General features: G+C 63.0%; 15 protein-coding genes. 10 read left to right on the top strand and 5 right to left on the bottom strand.

The window, feature by feature from the left end; genetic code table 11:
- Positions 1-70 precede the first annotated feature (70 nt).
- A complete protein-coding gene (locus tag AC1DU8_RS14620) occupies positions 71-1,114 on the bottom strand; it encodes a methionine synthase (RefSeq protein ID WP_457279220.1) in 1,044 nt (347 codons plus the stop codon).
- Positions 1,115-1,172: 58 nt separating this feature from the next.
- A complete protein-coding gene (locus AC1DU8_RS14625) occupies positions 1,173-2,183 on the bottom strand; it encodes an LLM class flavin-dependent oxidoreductase (protein WP_457279221.1) in 1,011 nt (336 codons plus the stop codon).
- 276 nt (positions 2,184-2,459) lie between these two features.
- Between AC1DU8_RS14625 and AC1DU8_RS14630 the strand changes: the two genes are divergently transcribed.
- On the top strand, positions 2,460-3,020 hold the full coding sequence (locus tag AC1DU8_RS14630; protein WP_477666313.1) for a YaeQ family protein: 561 nt from the start codon (positions 2,460-2,462) through the stop codon (positions 3,018-3,020).
- Here AC1DU8_RS14630 and AC1DU8_RS14635 read toward each other — a convergent pair.
- From AC1DU8_RS14635 to AC1DU8_RS14645, 3 genes are all read right to left on the bottom strand, one after another.
- Positions 3,017-3,958 (bottom strand): ion transporter, encoded by a 942-nt coding sequence (locus tag AC1DU8_RS14635; RefSeq protein WP_477727058.1) that lies wholly within the window; start codon positions 3,956-3,958, stop codon positions 3,017-3,019. The genes AC1DU8_RS14630 and AC1DU8_RS14635 overlap by 4 nt on opposite strands.
- A gap of 170 nt (positions 3,959-4,128) precedes the next feature.
- The gene (locus AC1DU8_RS14640) at positions 4,129-5,241 is read right to left on the bottom strand and encodes a mandelate racemase/muconate lactonizing enzyme family protein (protein ID WP_477726919.1); all 1,113 of its coding nucleotides are present in this window, start codon (positions 5,239-5,241) and stop codon (positions 4,129-4,131) included.
- A gap of 54 nt (positions 5,242-5,295) precedes the next feature.
- Entirely contained in the window at positions 5,296-7,050 is a 1,755-nt protein-coding gene (locus AC1DU8_RS14645; RefSeq protein ID WP_477726920.1) for a long-chain fatty acid--CoA ligase, read from the bottom strand.
- Between the two features lie 262 nt (positions 7,051-7,312).
- On the opposite strand from AC1DU8_RS14645, the gene AC1DU8_RS14650 reads away from it, so the two are divergent.
- The 9 genes from AC1DU8_RS14650 to AC1DU8_RS14690 all read left to right on the top strand — a co-directional run bounded on the left by AC1DU8_RS14650 (position 7,313) and on the right by AC1DU8_RS14690 (position 14,753).
- Entirely contained in the window at positions 7,313-8,266 is a 954-nt protein-coding gene (locus AC1DU8_RS14650; protein WP_457279788.1) for a Bug family tripartite tricarboxylate transporter substrate binding protein, read from the top strand.
- 182 nt (positions 8,267-8,448) lie between these two features.
- The gene (locus tag AC1DU8_RS14655) at positions 8,449-9,234 is read left to right on the top strand and encodes a GntR family transcriptional regulator (RefSeq protein WP_457279226.1); all 786 of its coding nucleotides are present in this window, start codon (positions 8,449-8,451) and stop codon (positions 9,232-9,234) included.
- Positions 9,231-10,019, top strand: coding sequence for a transporter substrate-binding domain-containing protein (locus AC1DU8_RS14660; RefSeq protein ID WP_457279227.1), 789 nt, complete (start codon positions 9,231-9,233; stop codon positions 10,017-10,019). The genes AC1DU8_RS14655 and AC1DU8_RS14660 overlap by 4 nt, the downstream gene beginning before the upstream one ends.
- A 127-nt stretch (positions 10,020-10,146) precedes the next feature.
- Positions 10,147-10,809 carry an amino acid ABC transporter permease gene (locus AC1DU8_RS14665; protein WP_477702258.1) on the top strand — a complete coding sequence of 221 codons (663 nt, stop codon included), beginning with the start codon at positions 10,147-10,149 and terminating at the stop codon, positions 10,807-10,809.
- 129 nt (positions 10,810-10,938) lie between these two features.
- Positions 10,939-11,619 carry an amino acid ABC transporter permease gene (locus AC1DU8_RS14670; RefSeq protein ID WP_457279229.1) on the top strand — a complete coding sequence of 227 codons (681 nt, stop codon included), beginning with the start codon at positions 10,939-10,941 and terminating at the stop codon, positions 11,617-11,619.
- Complete coding sequence (locus tag AC1DU8_RS14675; protein ID WP_457279230.1) at positions 11,609-12,394, top strand: amino acid ABC transporter ATP-binding protein; 786 nt, start codon at positions 11,609-11,611, stop codon at positions 12,392-12,394. Before AC1DU8_RS14670 ends, AC1DU8_RS14675 begins: the two co-directional genes overlap by 11 nt.
- A gap of 12 nt (positions 12,395-12,406) precedes the next feature.
- Complete coding sequence (locus tag AC1DU8_RS14680) at positions 12,407-13,075, top strand: DUF1989 domain-containing protein (RefSeq protein ID WP_457279231.1); 669 nt, start codon at positions 12,407-12,409, stop codon at positions 13,073-13,075.
- Between the two features lie 213 nt (positions 13,076-13,288).
- The gene (locus tag AC1DU8_RS14685; RefSeq protein ID WP_457279789.1) at positions 13,289-14,446 is read left to right on the top strand and encodes an MFS transporter; all 1,158 of its coding nucleotides are present in this window, start codon (positions 13,289-13,291) and stop codon (positions 14,444-14,446) included.
- 28 nt (positions 14,447-14,474) lie between these two features.
- Positions 14,475-14,753, top strand: coding sequence for a hypothetical protein (locus AC1DU8_RS14690; protein WP_457279232.1), 279 nt, complete (start codon positions 14,475-14,477; stop codon positions 14,751-14,753).
- Positions 14,754-14,766: the final 13 nt, after the last annotated feature.

A 14,766-nucleotide genomic window follows, 5' to 3' on the forward strand; every position in this document is an offset into this window, starting at 1 on the left:
AGCGCCGTGCATTCAGTCCAGCACAACGGCCTCCCGCACTGCGCAGCGATGCCGCGTCCGCTGAGCAACCTTACTTGTAGCGTTCCCGCGCCAGCGCCGCACCTGCGCCCAGCGCCTGCAACTTCTTCAGCGCCACTTCGCGGTCCATGGGCGCCAGGCCGCAATTGGTGCAGGGAATCAATCGGTTCCTGGGCACATATTTGAGCGCCTGGCCGATGGTGTCGGCCACCTGCTCGGGTGTTTCAATCTCCTCGCTGGCGACGTCGATCACGCCGACCATCACGTCCTTGCCCTCAAGCAGCGCCATCAGGTGCGGCGGCACGTGGGAGTGGTAGCACTCCAGGCTGACCTGGCGGATGGTGCTTTTGGCGAGCGCCGGAAACACGGTTTCGTACTGCCGCCATTCCTCGCCCAGGGTTTCCTTCCAGTCGGTGTTGGCCTTGATGCCGTAGCCGTAGCAAATGTGCACGGCGGTCGTGCAGGTCAGATCCTGCGCCGCGCGCTCCAGCGCCCTCACGCCCCAGTCGGCGGCTTCCTTCATGTAGACATTGAAGGCGGGTTCGTCGAACTGAATGATGTCCACTCCGTCGGCCTGCAGCGCCAACGCTTCCTGGTTCAGCAGTTCGGCAAACGCCATCGCCATCTTGACCTTGTCGCCGTAGAACTGGTCGGCCACGGTGTCGACAATCGTCATCGGGCCCGGCAAGGTGAATTTGATTTTTTTGGTGGTGTGTGCGCGCAGCAGCCGTGCTTCAGCAGCATGCACCCGGCCCTTGAGCTTGAGCTGGGACACCACCTGCGGCACCATCGCGTCATAGCGGTTGTCGCGTATGCCCATCTTGACCTTGTGCTCGAAGTCGATACCTTCAACCTGCTCCAGAAAACCGTGCACAAAGTGCTGGCGCGACTGCTCGCCGTCACCAATCACGTCCAGGCCCGCGTCTTCCTGCACCTTGATCCACAGCAGCGTGGCGTCGGCCTTGGCCTGCTTGAGTTCTTCGCCTTCACTTTTCCACTGAGGCCAGAGTTTTTGGGTTTCCGACAGCCAGCCGGGTTTGGGCAGGCTGCCGGCGATGGCGGCGCTAAAGAGCGGAGTGGCAGGAGGCGTTTGCATGGGGTGGTCCTTGTCTCAATATTTGTTCAATGCTTTTTTTTGGTGGCCGGTTTCAAACTCAGAAAAACTCCCGCGCCAGCAGTTCATAGGAGCGCCTGCGGGCGGCGGGGTCATGCGTCCAGGTGATCACGACCAGCTCGTCAACCCCCAGTGTATGGGCCAGCGCCCTTAATTTAGCGGCTACTTGCGGGCCGCTGCCGACCAGCGCATTGGCCCTGAGCCTGTCGGCCTCCATCTGCTCGACCGGCGTATATGGCCGCTGCGCCACCTCTTCGGGCGAGGGCAGAGCCGCCAGTGCACCTCGGTTACGGTCTATCTTCCAGCGCTCGCGGCCCGAGAAGTGGTGCCAGGCCTCGGCCTCGGTGTCAGCCGCCAGCGCCCACACGCAGAGCACCGCCTGCGGCGTGGGGTGGCGCGGACTGGGCCGGTAGGTCGAGCGGTAAATCTCCAGCGCCTGCTCCACACCCTGCCCGTCAGTGATGAAGTAAGCAAACGCATACGGCAAGCCGTAGTGTGCGGCCAGCTGCGCGCCGTAGTCGGAGCTGCCCAGCATCCACATCTCCGGCGTGGTCGGGCCCATGGGGTTGGCCGTCACACCACGGCCCGGGTGGCCTTCGGGCAGGTCAACGCCCGCCAGCCAGGCCTGCAGCTCGCGCACCTGAATGGGAAAGTTCTCGGCCGACTGGCGCGGGTCGCTGCTGAGCAGGCGCGCCGTGCGCATGTCCGAGCCCGGCGCGCGGCCCACACCCAGATCGATGCGGCCGGGGGCGATAGCTTCCAGCACCCGAAACTGCTCGGCCACCTTGAGTGCCGCATAGTGCGGCAGCATGACACCGGCACTGCCCACACGGATACGGCTGGTGGTGGCCGCGATGGCCGCCATCAAGACTTCGGGGGCCGAGCCGACGATGCTGGGGTGGCTGTGGTGTTCGCTGACCCAAAAGCGCTTGTAGCCCAGCGCTTCGCAATGGCGGGCCAGCTGCAGGGTTTCACGGATGGAGGCGTCTTCCGTACGGCCGGTGACGGCGACGGACTGGTCTAGGACGGAGAGGCTGGTGCGATGTTGCATGCTAGCTGGGACAAATAAAAACGATGGATTTTGGGTCAGGACAAGGCGCAAACCACAGCGATACGAAGGTATCGCGCGGATTTGCAACGCAGGCCTGGCGCAAAAGACGCGTTTTTATGTTCCAGATGGCATGCAACATCGCGCCCGGCATCGGCAAACTATAGCCAGACCCCTTAAATCCCGCTCGGGCGGGGTTACCCCGGGACGACTTTGTTCCCGCTCTGTTCCAATAGAGGGTTCGTTCCCGTCCAGACCCGAGATAAAGAAGTAAATCCTATGGCACTCAAAGCCACTATCTACAAAGCCCAGCTAGCCCTGTCCGACATGGACCGCAGCATCTACGCCGACCACAGTGTGACCATTGCGCGCCACCCGTCGGAGGCCGACGAACGCATGATGATCCGCCTGCTGGCCTTCGCGCTCAACGTGCCGGCCGACGACAAAAAGGGCAACCTGGAATTTGCCAAGGACCTGTGGGACGTGGACGAAGCGGCGCTCTGGCACAAGGACTACACCGAGCAGATCCTGCACTGGATCGACGTAGGCCAGCCCGACGACAAGCGCCTGATGAAGGCCGCCGGCCGCGCCGAACGCGTGAGTGTCTACAGCTTTGCCAGCAGCACACCGGTCTGGTGGAAGAACATTGAAACCAAGCTCACCCGCGCCCCCAACCTGGTGGTCTGGCAGATCGACGCGGCTGAAAGCCAGGCGCTGGCCAAGCTGGCCGAGCGCAGCATGCAGCTGCAGGTGACGGTGCAAGACGGCACGGTGTGGATGAGTACAGCGCTCGGGTCGGTAGAGATCACACCGCGCCGGTTGACGGCCGGAGAGTCTTAAACACCAGGACGCCGAGAGGACGCATCCTTCGCGTCCCTGGAATCCTGGTGCTGGCCTTGATGCTGATAAAGCGGCAGCTTCGCACCGCAATGAAAGCAAAAGTCTGCCTCGGGCAAGTGGCCTTCGGTCAGGCATTCATGGCAGGTGCGCGTGGTTGGCAGGGCCAGATGCTGCAGGCGCCGCTCCGCCGCCATTTCGGCCGTGACAATGCCGGTGGGCACAGCCAGAATGCCCCAGCCCAGCAACATCATGAATGACGAGATCAGCCGGCCCAGGTCGGTCTTGGGCGTGATGTCGCCAAAGCCCACGGTGGTGACGGTGCTGATGGCCCAATACACAGAAGTCGGGATGCTGGTAAAGCCGTTGGAAGGCCCTTCGACCACGTACATCACGGTGCCCATCACCAGCACCATCATCACCACGGCCGACAGGAACACCAGAATTTTGCGGCCACTTGCTGCCAGCGCACGGCCCAGCGACTGGTATTCGGCCACATAGGCAGCCAGCTTGAAGATGCGGAACACACGCAGCAGCCGCAGCACGCGCACATCGATGAGCGCATGGAGTTCCGGAAAAAACAGCGCCAGGTAAGTTGGCAACACGGCGACCAGATCGATGATGCCGAAAAAGCTTGTCGCGTACTGCAGCGGCTTACGCACACACACCAGGCGCGCGATGTATTCGGCGGTGAACAGTAGCGTGAAAATCCATTCGATCATCGCGAACGCCCGGCCGTGCGAGGCATGGATCGCCTGCACGCTGTCGGCCATCACCACAGCGATGCTGACCAGGATAAGGGCGATCAGGGTCTTGTCAAAAAGCCGCCCGGCACGGGTGTCGGCCTCAAAGATGATGGTGTACAGGCGCAGCCGCCAGCCATCGAGGGGCTTGTCATCCAGGTCGGTCGAAGGAGGAAGAGGCGGAGCGGGTTTGGCCATGCAGGAAAGGCGCAGCAAGCGCCGCGTGTTCATTGGGTTGACAGAGCAGCACGATACCTGACCGGGAAAGCCTTCACGGACGCACAGGGATTTGCTGCTATTTTTATAGCTGCTTGCGCCCGTCCATTATGGCTCTCAGCCACTTTTTACTAAAAATCATCCGAACGACATCAGGATGCCGGCTGGCGGTATCTGGCCCAGGCTGCTTCCGTGGGCGTGGTGCTGGCACCCGGCTGCTGCGGCAGGCTGAAGTGGCCGTCTACCACCTGCGCGGGCTCCAGGAAGCAGTCCTTGATCCAGGGAATGTATTCAAGCACCGCGCAGGCCGGGTGCGCGTGATTCAGGTGCACATGCACCTGGCTCATGTCGCCCGCGTGCGGTGCCACCGGCAACCGGAAGGAATGCGCCGTGTCGCAGACGCGCAGCACTTCAGTGATGCCGCCCATGCGCGTCACATCGGGCTGCACCCAATGAATGGCTTCCTGGTGGAAGAATTCGGCAAATGCATCGTGCGTGTAGAGCTGCTCGCCCAGCGCGACGGGAATGCTGGTGCTGCGCGCCAGTTGCGCATGGCCTTTCACGTCGTCGTACCAAATCGGCTCTTCGATCCAGTACAGATCAAACGCCTCTGCCGCGCGGCAAAAGCGCTGGCAGGTGGGCAAGTCCCATTTGCCGTTGCCGTCGGTCGCCATCGTGATGGCGGGGCCGATGGCGCGGCGTACCGCCTCCAGGCGTTTCAGGTCACGGTCGACGCTGGCGCCAATCTTGACCTTGATACCGGTGAAGCCTTCGTCGACTGCGCGCTTCGCCCCTGCCACCAGTTGTTCGTCGGGAATGCTGAGCCAGCCGATGTCGGTGTTGTAAGCGCGTACTTTCTCGCGCACCTGGCCGCCCAGCAGCTTCCACAGCGGTACACCTGCAGCCTTGGCCTTCAGGTCCCAGAGGGCGATGTCGATGGCCGCCTGCGACAGCGTGGTGATGCCGGCGCGCCCTACCCATTGCAGCGCGGGGTTTCGCGCCAGCTTGAGCCACAAGCGCTGGATGTCTGCCGCATCTTCACCGATCAGAAGCGGCGCATGGCAGGTCTCGATGCAGCGCGTGATCAGCTGGTCGCTCGGCAAATGGGCATGGGTGCCGGTGAAGCCGTACCCGGTGAGCCCGTTGTCTGTGTCTATCTGCACCCCGACCACGCCCCAGTGCGAAATGGTATGGGTGCTGTCGGCAATCTGCGAGCCCGTAACGGGCACATGCAGGATAAACGGCTTGACCGATGTGATTTTCAATTTTGTCTCCGGGTGGCACTCAGAAGGCTCAGAACCCTCATCGTGCCAGAGTCTTCACCGTGCGCCCTGCTCCGCTTCCTGCAACGCGCGCCACATCACTTTGCCCGAGCCGCTCTTGGGCAAAGCATCGACAAACTGCACAACCCGTGGGTACTTGTACGCCGCCATGTTCTCCTTGCACCAGTTGATGATGTCGTCTTCCGTCGTCTGGCCTTTGGCCGCGGCGCGCAACACCACCACAGCCTTGACCGTCTCGCCGCGGTAGGCATCCTTGGTGCTGATGATGCAGGCCTCCTGGATGGCCGGGTGCTTGAACATCAGCGCCTCGACCTCGGCCGGCCACACCTTGAAGCCCGAGGCATTGATCATGCGCTTGAGCCGGTCGGTGATGAAAAAGTAGCCTTGCTCGTCCATGCGCCCCAGATCGCCCGAGCGAAAGAAACGTTTGCCATCGAGCTCAATAAAAGCTTCGGCCGTTGCGTCCGGACGCTTCCAGTAACCCTGGAATATCTGCGGCCCGCTCATGATGATTTCGCCCTGCTCGCCCTGTGGCACTTCCTTGAGCGTGACCGGATCAATGATGCGCGAGTCGCAGCTCATGAAGGGAACACCCAGGCATTGCTGTTTGGTGGCGTCATAGGGGTTGCTGTGCGAGGGCGCCGCGGTTTCCGTCAGGCCGTAGCCTTCGGCAAAGCGCAGGCCGTATTGTTCCCACAGGCGCTGGGCCACCGCCTGCGGCATGGCCGCCCCGCCGCCGCCGATGTAGACCAGGCTGCGAAGGTCGAAGCTGGCGAAGTTAGGGCTGCCCAGCAGGTCGATCACCATGGTGGGGATATTCGTCCAGTGCGTCACCCCCCATCGCGAGATCAGGCGCCCGGCCAGCTCGCGGTCCCATCGCGGCATGATGACCAGCGTCGCACTGCCGTAAATGGAAGCGTGCATGACCGACACCATGCCTGTGATGTGAAACATCGGCACCACAGACAGCGTGACGTTTTCAAACGTGCTGCCGCCCCACAAACAGCTGGCCACCGCGTTGTGCATGATGCTGGCGTGCGTGTGCATGCAACCCTTGGGCAGGCCGGTGGTGCCGCTGGTGTAGGGCAGCACGGCCAGGTCCTGCGGTGTGGCGGTGTGTGGGGGCAGCTCGGTGGTTTCTCCGGCCGTCATCGCATCAGCCCAGCTCATCACCGTGCCGCCATCCAGTGCGGGCAGCGAGTGGCGCGTGCCCAGCCAGTCGCGCCAGGCGTCGGGCATCGCTGCATCGTCGCCGCCGGATTGCTCCATGTCAAAAGCATCGCTGTAATGCGTGACCACCAGGTGCATGAGCCGGTCGGCGGGTGCCAACTGTGCATTGGCCCTGGCCAGCTCGGGCGCCAGGTCGGCTGTGGTGATGGCAATCCTGGCGTCGGGATCGATGATGTAGTGCTTGAGTTCTTCGGCCCGGTTCATCGGGTTGACCGGCACCACCACGGCGTTGGCCCGCAGGATCGCAAAGTGCGCGATCACCCACTGCGGGCAGTTCTGCATGTTGAGCACCACGCGGTCGCCCTTGCGCACGCCCATGCGGTAAAGCGTGGCTGCCAGGCGCTCCGCCTGACGCATCACTTCGGCATAACTAAGCGCGCGGTTGAAGAAAACCAGCGCGGGCTTGTCCGGAAAGCGCAACGCGCTGACCGCCAGGTTGTGCCAGAGCGAAGTCGCCGGCGGCGTGATGCTGTGCGGCAGGCGCTTGGGCCAGACCTGGTGGTGCAGGTTGTGCGGAGTTGCTGCGGGGACGGCCTGGCCGGTGTTGGAATCAAGGGTCAAGAAAAAGGCTCCAGACAAGTACTGACTTGGGACCCAAGCCTACCCCGAGTCCACACTGCCCACATCCGGGAAGCTCCTGATAAAACACTGTCACTTGAGCGACCCGCGCTCACTATGATGGATTGCACCCCGTGCGAGAGCACATGCTTCCCCCTTTCACGAAGGAAGTCCTTCCGGCCTCACCGTTTACACGCGGAAATAAAAGCAGAAACATCCAGGAGACACCATGACCCGATTTCTCGCCCTTCGACGCAAAACCCTGATGTCGGCTTGCGCGCTGGCCTTCACAGCGCTGGCCTCTGGCGCAGCGTTCGCGGCTTTTCCCGAAAAGCCCATCCGCGTGGTGATCGGTTTTCCGGCCGGCGGGCCGCTGGACCAGCATGCGCGCCTCTTGACCGAGCGCCTGCAGGCCGTGCTGGGGCAACCCATCGTGATCGACTACAAATCCGGCGCCGGCGGCACCGTGGGCGCACAAGACGTCATGAAGGCCGCGCCCGACGGCTACACCCTGATGTTGGCCAACACCGGCGTGATGGTGATCAACCCCGCGCTCTATAGCAAGTTGCCCTACAACACGCTGAAAGACTTCACCCCGATCGCGCGCACCGCCATGCAACCGCTGGCGCTGCTGGTCAACCCCAAGCTGCCGGTCAACAACCTCAAGGAATTCATCGCCTACACCAAGGCCAGGCCCGGCCAGGTCAACTACGGATCGGCCGGCAACGGCGGCATCAGCCATCTGGTGCCCGAGATGTTCAAGAATGCCACCGGACTCTTCATGGTGCACATCCCCTACCGCGGCAGCGCCCCCGCTTTTACCGACCTGATGGCAGGCCAGGTGCAGTTCATGGGCGAATCGATTCCGCAGGCAGCCAACTATCACAAGCAGGGCAAGGTTCGTGCGCTGGCCGTGACCAGCAAGGAGCGCAACCCCGCCCTGCCCGACATCCCGACCGTCATTGAATCGGGCATCACGGGGTTTGAGGTGGTGGGCTTTTACGGCTTCCTCGCACCCGCCGGCCTGCCCAAGGACGTGACCGCCAAACTCAGCGATGCCTTCAGGCAAGTCATGGCCAGCCCGGACATCCGTAACCGCATGGTCACGCAAGGGGCCGACCCTGCCTTCATGGGCAGTGACGAATTCGCCCAGTTCCTGGCCACTGAAATGCCGCGCTGGGCCCAGGCGGTCAAGGCTTCCGGTGCAAAGCTGGACTAACCAGCTCCCCGCGCGGCAAACCGCGGGCATCTGCGCGGGCCGCGCCACTCCCCGTTCTGGTGCGGGCAGCCCCAAAAACCCGCAAACCGGGCCTTTTGGCACGCCAGATAGGTGCACATAGCTTGTATACCAGTTGATTGAACCAGTTTGTCGGCTGGCACGGGATATGCACTGTCTGGTGCATGGCCACCGCCTCCGACATTTCCAACCGCATCATTGAAGCCGTGATGGCGCAAAAGCTTGCGCCCGGCGCGCGCCTGGGCGAGCAGCAGCTGGCCATGTTGTTTGACTGCAGCCGCACCATCGTGCGTGAGGCCCTGACCCGGCTGGCGGTGCGCGGCATCGTTACCGTCAGCAGCCGGCGTGGCTGGTACGTCATCGAGCCTTCGCAGGAAGAGGCGCGCGAAGCCTTCGAGGCGCGCCGCGTGATCGAGATGGGCCTGATCCGCTGTACCGGTGACGTCAGCAAGGCTGCCATCAAGCAGCTCAAAAGCCACCTCACCCGCGAGAAAGCCGCCGTCAAGGGCGACGACGTGGGCCTGCGCAGTTTTTTGCTGGGCGACTTTCATGTGTGCCTGGCCGAATGCCTGGGCAACAGCCTGTTGGCCGATACCCTGCGCGACTTCACCGCGCGCACCACACTCATTGCCATGCTCTACCAGTCGTCGCACGACGCGGCGCAATCCTGCGAAGAGCATGTGCAGATCGTGCAGGCCCTTGAAAAGGGCGACCTGGCCAAGGCTGAAAAGCTCATGCAAGCCCATATCGGCAGCGTGCAGGCCGCGCTCAAGCTGCAGGTCGGCGCCGGCGACCCGCTGTCGCATCTGCGCAGTGCATTAAGTCCACTGGATGCGCAGAGCCCCAGCAACAAGGCGGCGTCCTCGCCGCCCTCCCGTGTTCGCAAGCCCGGCCGTGCTTCGGCCAAACCCACTGACGATTCCTCAACTTACCTTGGAGCCCTGCTATGAATCCCAGCAAACGCGTTTTTTCTCTTGCCCTTGCCGCAGCCGCCGTGCTGGGCGCCACCGGCGTCCATGCACAGACTGCGCTGGACGACATCATGAAAGCCAAAGAGATCAAGATCGCCATCCCGACCGACTTCCCACCCTACGGCATGGTTGGCACTGACCTGAAACCCCAGGGCCTGGACGTGGAAATGGCCGGCTACATCGCGCAAAAACTCGGTGTGAAAATCGAGCTCGTGCCCGTCACCAGCGCCAACCGCATCGCTTATCTGCAAACCAAAAAGGCCGACCTGGTCATCTCCACACTGGGCAAAAACCCCGACCGCGAAAAAGTCATCGACTTCACGGTGGCCTACTCGCCCTTCTTCCAGGCGGTGTTCGGCCCCAAGAGCGTCAGCGTCAAGTCGTTTGCCGATCTTTCCGGCAAGAGCATCAGTGTCACGCGCGCCGCCCTGGAAGACCAGGAGCTGAGCAAGGTTGCACCCGCCGGCGCGGACATCAAGCGCTTTGAAGACAACAACACCACCGTGTCGGCCTACACCGCAGGCCAGGTGCAACTGATCGCCACCGGCGCGTCAGTAGCCGGCAACATGATGGCCAAGAACCCGCAACTGAACACCGAGTACAAATTGCTGCTCGCCGACAGCCCCAACTTCATCGGCGTCGCCAAGGGTGAAGACAAGCTGCGCCTGAAGGTCAATGAAGTGATTGCCGAAGCCAAGAAAAATGGCGACCTGGACAAGATCGCGATGAAGTGGCTGGGTCGCCCTGCCGGCAATTTACCCTGACCCCCGTTGAGGCTCACTTCGTGTAGCCTCCTCCCCCCTGCAGGGGGCGCCGCTTGCGGCCCGGCAAAGCCGGTTCCGCTGCGGCCGCTGGCCTGCAGGCAGCCCCTCTCAACAGGAAGTGAATCAGATGCGTGTCGAGCTTGATTTCATGGCAGTTCTGTCCCAATGGCCGCTGCTGGCTGTTGGCGTCGCCTGGACGCTGGGTCTGACGGCGATCTCGTCGGTACTCGGCATGTTCATGGGGATGGCGTTTGCCTGGGCGCGTGCCAGCGGGCCCACGTGGCTGCGCTGGGTGGTGGGTACGTATGTGGAATTGATCCGCAACACGCCCTTCATCGTTCAGCTGTTCTTCATCTTCTTCGGCCTGCCGGCTGCGGGCTTCAGGCTGTCGCCTGAGACGGCCTCGGTGCTGGCGATGGTGATCAACCTGTCTGCCTACGCCACCGAGATCATTCGCGCGGGCGTTGAAGCCACACCGCGCGGGCAGATTGAAGCGGCCGAAAGCCTGGCGCTCAACCGGGTGCAGATTTATACCCGTGTGGTGCTGCCGCCGGCACTCAAGAAGGTCTGGCCCGCCATGGTGAGCCAGATCATCATCGTGATGCTGGGCTCCGCAGTGTGCGGGCAAATCTCGACGCAGGAACTCTCTTACGCCGCCAACCTGATCCAGGGCCGCAACTTCCGGGCGTTTGAGGCCTTCATCATCGCCACACTGATCTATTTGGTGCTCTCCGTTGCGGTGCGCAAGCTCCTCAACTGGATGGGTCCGAAGTTCCTTTTTGGTCGCTGACTATGCCCCCACGTTCGCTCACTTCGTGTAGCTCTCTGCCCCCCGAGGGGGCGCTGCGCCTGCGGCCCGGCAAAGCCGGTTCCGCGGCCCCTGCTGGCGTCAAGAATCCAGCGCTCAAAAGGAATCGCCGTGATTGAATTCTCAGTCTGGGACATCTTCCGCAACCTGCTGCTTGCAGCGCGCTGGACCGTTGTACTCTCACTCGTCGCCTTCATAGGCGGCGGCATCGTCGGCATGCTGTTGCTGGTCGGCCGGCTGTCCGCCACCCGCGCGGTGCCGGGCGCACAAAAGGCCGCGCTCATTACGCGGCGCGCGCTGGACGGCTATGTGCTGCTGTTCCAGGGCACGCCGCTGCTGATGCAACTCTTCCTGGCTTACTTCGGCCTGGCGCTCTTCGGCATCAATGTGCCCGCCTGGGTGGCCGCCGCGGTGGCGCTGACGCTTTACACCAGCGCCTACCTGGCCGAAATCTGGCGCGGCTGCGTCGACGCCATCCCCAAAGGCCAGTGGGAAGCCGCGCAAAGCCTGGCGCTCAACTTCGGCGAGCAGCTCAAGTACATCGTGCTGCCGCAAGCCGTGCGCATTGCCGTGCCGCCCACCGTGGGTTTCCTGGTGCAGGTCATCAAGGGCACGGCGCTGGCCTCGGTGATTGGTTTTATCGAACTGACCAAGGCCGGCACCATGATCACCAACGCCACCTTCAAACCCTTTGTGGTGTACAGCTGCGTCGCGCTGATGTACTTCGCGCTGTGTTTCCCCGTGTCCCTGTATGCCCGCAAGCTTGAGAGGAAAGCCCGAAATGGACGCTAACGTCGCACCACCCCCTGCAGCCGCCGCAACAACTTCGTCCGACAGGACTCTTGTCGAGATCAATCAACTTCGCAAAAGCTTCGGCGCCAACGAAGTTTTAAAAGGCATTGATCTGGAGGTCAAGGCCGGCGAGGTGATTGCCATCATCGGCAAAAGCGGCTCGGGAAAAAGCACGCTGCTGCGCTGCATCAACGGGCTGGAAGTCTTTCAGAGCGGTACGCTGCGCGTGGACGGCAAGCACCTGTTGCACGACAGTCCGCAGGTCATGCGCGAGCTGCGCCAGCATGTCGGCATGATCTTCCAGAGCTTTAACCTCTTCCCGCACCTGACGGTCGGCAAAAACATCATGCTGGCGCCCACGCTGGTCAAGAAGACGGCTGGCGCTCCCGCCGAAGAACATGCGCGTGCGCTGCTGCAACGTGTGGGCCTGGCCGAAAAATTCGAGGCCTGGCCCGACCAGCTTTCGGGCGGGCAACAGCAGCGCGTGGCGATCGCGCGCGCACTGGCCATGCAGCCTTCGGTGCTGCTGTGCGACGAGATCACCTCGGCACTGGATCCGGAATTGGTGGGCGAAGTGCTGCAGGTCGTGGAGAGCCTGGCCGCCGAAGGCATGACGCTGCTGATGGTGACCCACGAAATGAACTTCGCGCGCAAGGTGTGCGACCGCGTGGTCTTCATGCACCAGGGCCGCGTGCACGAGATTGGGCCGCCCGACGAAGTGTTTTCGAATCCACAAACCGCCGAGCTGAAGCAGTTCCTCGGGATGATCCAGTAATCCGGGAAATCCATGACACCTTCCGCGACGCCCGGCACGCTGCACGTCCCCGCCGGCCACGGCAAGGCGCTGCGCCTGCAGGCCGGGCAAGCCGTGAAGGTCATCAACACCCACGGCACGCAGGTGGTCGATTGCTGGGCGTTCAATGCCTACGACCTGAACGAATTCATGTGCATGGAAACCACCCGCGTGTGGAACCAGCGCCTGAATCCCGTCGTCGGCGACTCCTTCGTCACGAACCAGCGTCACCCCATCCTCACCGTGGTGGAAGACAGCACGCCCGGCGTGCACGACACCTTCATGGCTGCCTGCGACCGCCGCCGTTATGAGTTGCTGGGCGTGAAGGGCTATCACCGCAACTGCTGCGACAACATGTTTGAAGGCATGTTCGAGTTGGGCCTGACGCCGCCGCGCGCCATTCTCGCTTCGTTCAACATCTTCATGAACATCCGGGTGCAGCCCGACGGCATCACACTCAAAACCCTGCCCACCGTGACGAAGGCCGGCGACTCAATCACGCTGCGCGCCGAGATGGACTGCTTTGTCGCGTTTTCCGCCTGTCCGCAGGACATCGTGAAAATCCAGGGCGCGGGCGACAACACGCCGCAGCCGGTAGACCTGGAAGTGCTGCAAAGCACATCAACCCTGCCCGCCAGCGACCCCTGGATCCCGCAAACCTGACGGGGTCGCGCCAAACCGCCTTTCCCCCGCTCCTGCAGGGTTGGGTGAGTTCCCGCACAATAGCGGTGACGTCTTTTTGTTGCTCTCAATTTGATAGCTGCTTGCGCTGATTCCGGTTGGTCCGAAGGCCGATTTGTTGCCTAACCGCTCGCCCGCCCCCAACCATGCCTTCACCCTGATCTGCCCACCGGATTCCTGCTGCCCATGACTGCCATGCCGCCCATTCTCTATTTCTTCGCCCTGTGCAACCTCGTGATCGGCAGCGGGGCTTTTGTGCTCGGCGGCATCCTGCAGCCCATGAGTGCCTCGCTGGGCATCAGTGTGGCCGCCGCCGGCCAGGCCATGACGGCATACGCCATTGCCACCGCGGTGCTGGCGCCCCTGCTCATCATCCTTACCGCCAGGTGGCCACGCAAGCGCGCCGTCCAGCTGGCACTCAGCCTGTTTACCGCCGGTTGCCTGGTTTGCGCCGTCGCGCCCAACTTTCCCCTGCTGCTGCTGGGCCGTGTGCTGATGGGAGCTGGTGCCATGTTCACCGCAGCGGCATCGGCGCTGGCGGTCAGCATGGTGGTGCCGGCCCTGCGCGGCCGGGCGCTGTCCATCACCTTCCTGGGCATGAGCATCAGCTACGCCGTGGGCCTGCCGGTCGGCGCCTGGCTGGGCTTTGAGTTTGGCTGGCGCGTGCCGGTCTGGCTGTCGGCCGGGGCCAGCCTGGCGGCGCTGGTCGCGGCGAGCTGGCTGATCCCGGCCGACATGGCCAGCGCAGGCACCAGCTTTGCGGGTTTCCGCGCCGCAGCGCGCCAGCCCGCCGTGCTGCGCGTATGGGGCCGAACGCTGCTGTACTTCATCGCCATCTTCAGTGTTTTTGCCTATGTCGGCCCGGTGCTGCAGGCACTCAACCCCATGAGTTCAGCGCAGCTTTCCGCCACGCTGGCCGTCTTCGGCCTGGCGGGCGTGGCCGGCACGCTGATGGGCGGCTGGGCCACCGACCGCTTTGGCGCACTGCGCAGCATGCGCGTGCAGCTGGCTGTGCTGGTGGCGATGATGTGCCTGCTGCCGCTGACGCGCGGCCATGTGCCGGCCACCATGGCCGTGCTGGTTCTGTGGGGCATTGCAGGTTTCGGGCTGATGGCACCGCAGCAAAGCCGGCTGGCCACCTTGTCGCCCGCACAGGCACCGCTGCTGCTCAGCCTCAATGGCTCCATGCTATACGTGGGCACGGCGCTGGGCGCTGTGGTCAGCGGTGCGGTGCTCGATCAGGTGGGTTTTGCGCAGCTGGGCTGGGTCGGCGTGCCTTTTGGTTTGCTGGCCATGCTGACGCTGGTGTTCGACCGCATGCCGGCCCGGGTGCAGGTGTCCGCCGCCGCCTGAACGTCTCTTCAAACTCCACACCCAGACCATGACACCCCAACAGCAACTCGAAGCACTGCAAGCTGCGCTGCAGCAACTGCGCAGTGACGACATTCGCGTGGGCACCTTTGCACAACTGGCCGCGCAGCAGCAAAGCCTTGCGGCTGCCCTGCCGGCCCGCTTCAATGATGTGCTGTCGCAGTTGCTCAACCGGCTGGAGTCCGCCGCACTCTTCACCGAAGAAAGCTGTTCATTCAGCCAGAAGGAATTGCTGGACAGCCTGCAGCTATGGATCGACAAGGCGCAGCTGCAACTTCAGAAAACCTGATGGTGCAAGGCAG

It is taken from the genome of Polaromonas sp. P3_A5 (assembly GCF_056403055.1).

Bases quoted from the DNA above. Each gene is read 5' to 3' on its own strand.
- AC1DU8_RS14680 (WP_457279231.1), top strand. From the start codon at position 12,407: ATGACACCTTCCGCGACGCCCGGCACGCTGCACGTCCCCGCCGGCCAC.
- AC1DU8_RS14685 (WP_457279789.1), top strand. From the start codon at position 13,289: ATGCCGCCCATTCTCTATTTCTTCGCCCTGTGCAACCTCGTGATCGGC.
- AC1DU8_RS14690 (WP_457279232.1), top strand. From the start codon at position 14,475: ATGACACCCCAACAGCAACTCGAAGCACTGCAAGCTGCGCTGCAGCAA.
- AC1DU8_RS14655 (WP_457279226.1), top strand. From the start codon at position 8,449: ATGGCCACCGCCTCCGACATTTCCAACCGCATCATTGAAGCCGTGATG.
- AC1DU8_RS14620 (WP_457279220.1), bottom strand. From the start codon at position 1,114: ATGCAAACGCCTCCTGCCACTCCGCTCTTTAGCGCCGCCATCGCCGGC.
- AC1DU8_RS14650 (WP_457279788.1), top strand. From the start codon at position 7,313: ATGTCGGCTTGCGCGCTGGCCTTCACAGCGCTGGCCTCTGGCGCAGCG.
- AC1DU8_RS14625 (WP_457279221.1), bottom strand. From the start codon at position 2,183: ATGCAACATCGCACCAGCCTCTCCGTCCTAGACCAGTCCGTCGCCGTC.
- AC1DU8_RS14660 (WP_457279227.1), top strand. From the start codon at position 9,231: ATGAATCCCAGCAAACGCGTTTTTTCTCTTGCCCTTGCCGCAGCCGCC.
- AC1DU8_RS14635 (WP_477727058.1), bottom strand. From the start codon at position 3,958: ATGGCCAAACCCGCTCCGCCTCTTCCTCCTTCGACCGACCTGGATGAC.
- AC1DU8_RS14675 (WP_457279230.1), top strand. From the start codon at position 11,609: ATGGACGCTAACGTCGCACCACCCCCTGCAGCCGCCGCAACAACTTCG.
- AC1DU8_RS14665 (WP_477702258.1), top strand. From the start codon at position 10,147: ATGCGTGTCGAGCTTGATTTCATGGCAGTTCTGTCCCAATGGCCGCTG.
- AC1DU8_RS14630 (WP_477666313.1), top strand. From the start codon at position 2,460: ATGGCACTCAAAGCCACTATCTACAAAGCCCAGCTAGCCCTGTCCGAC.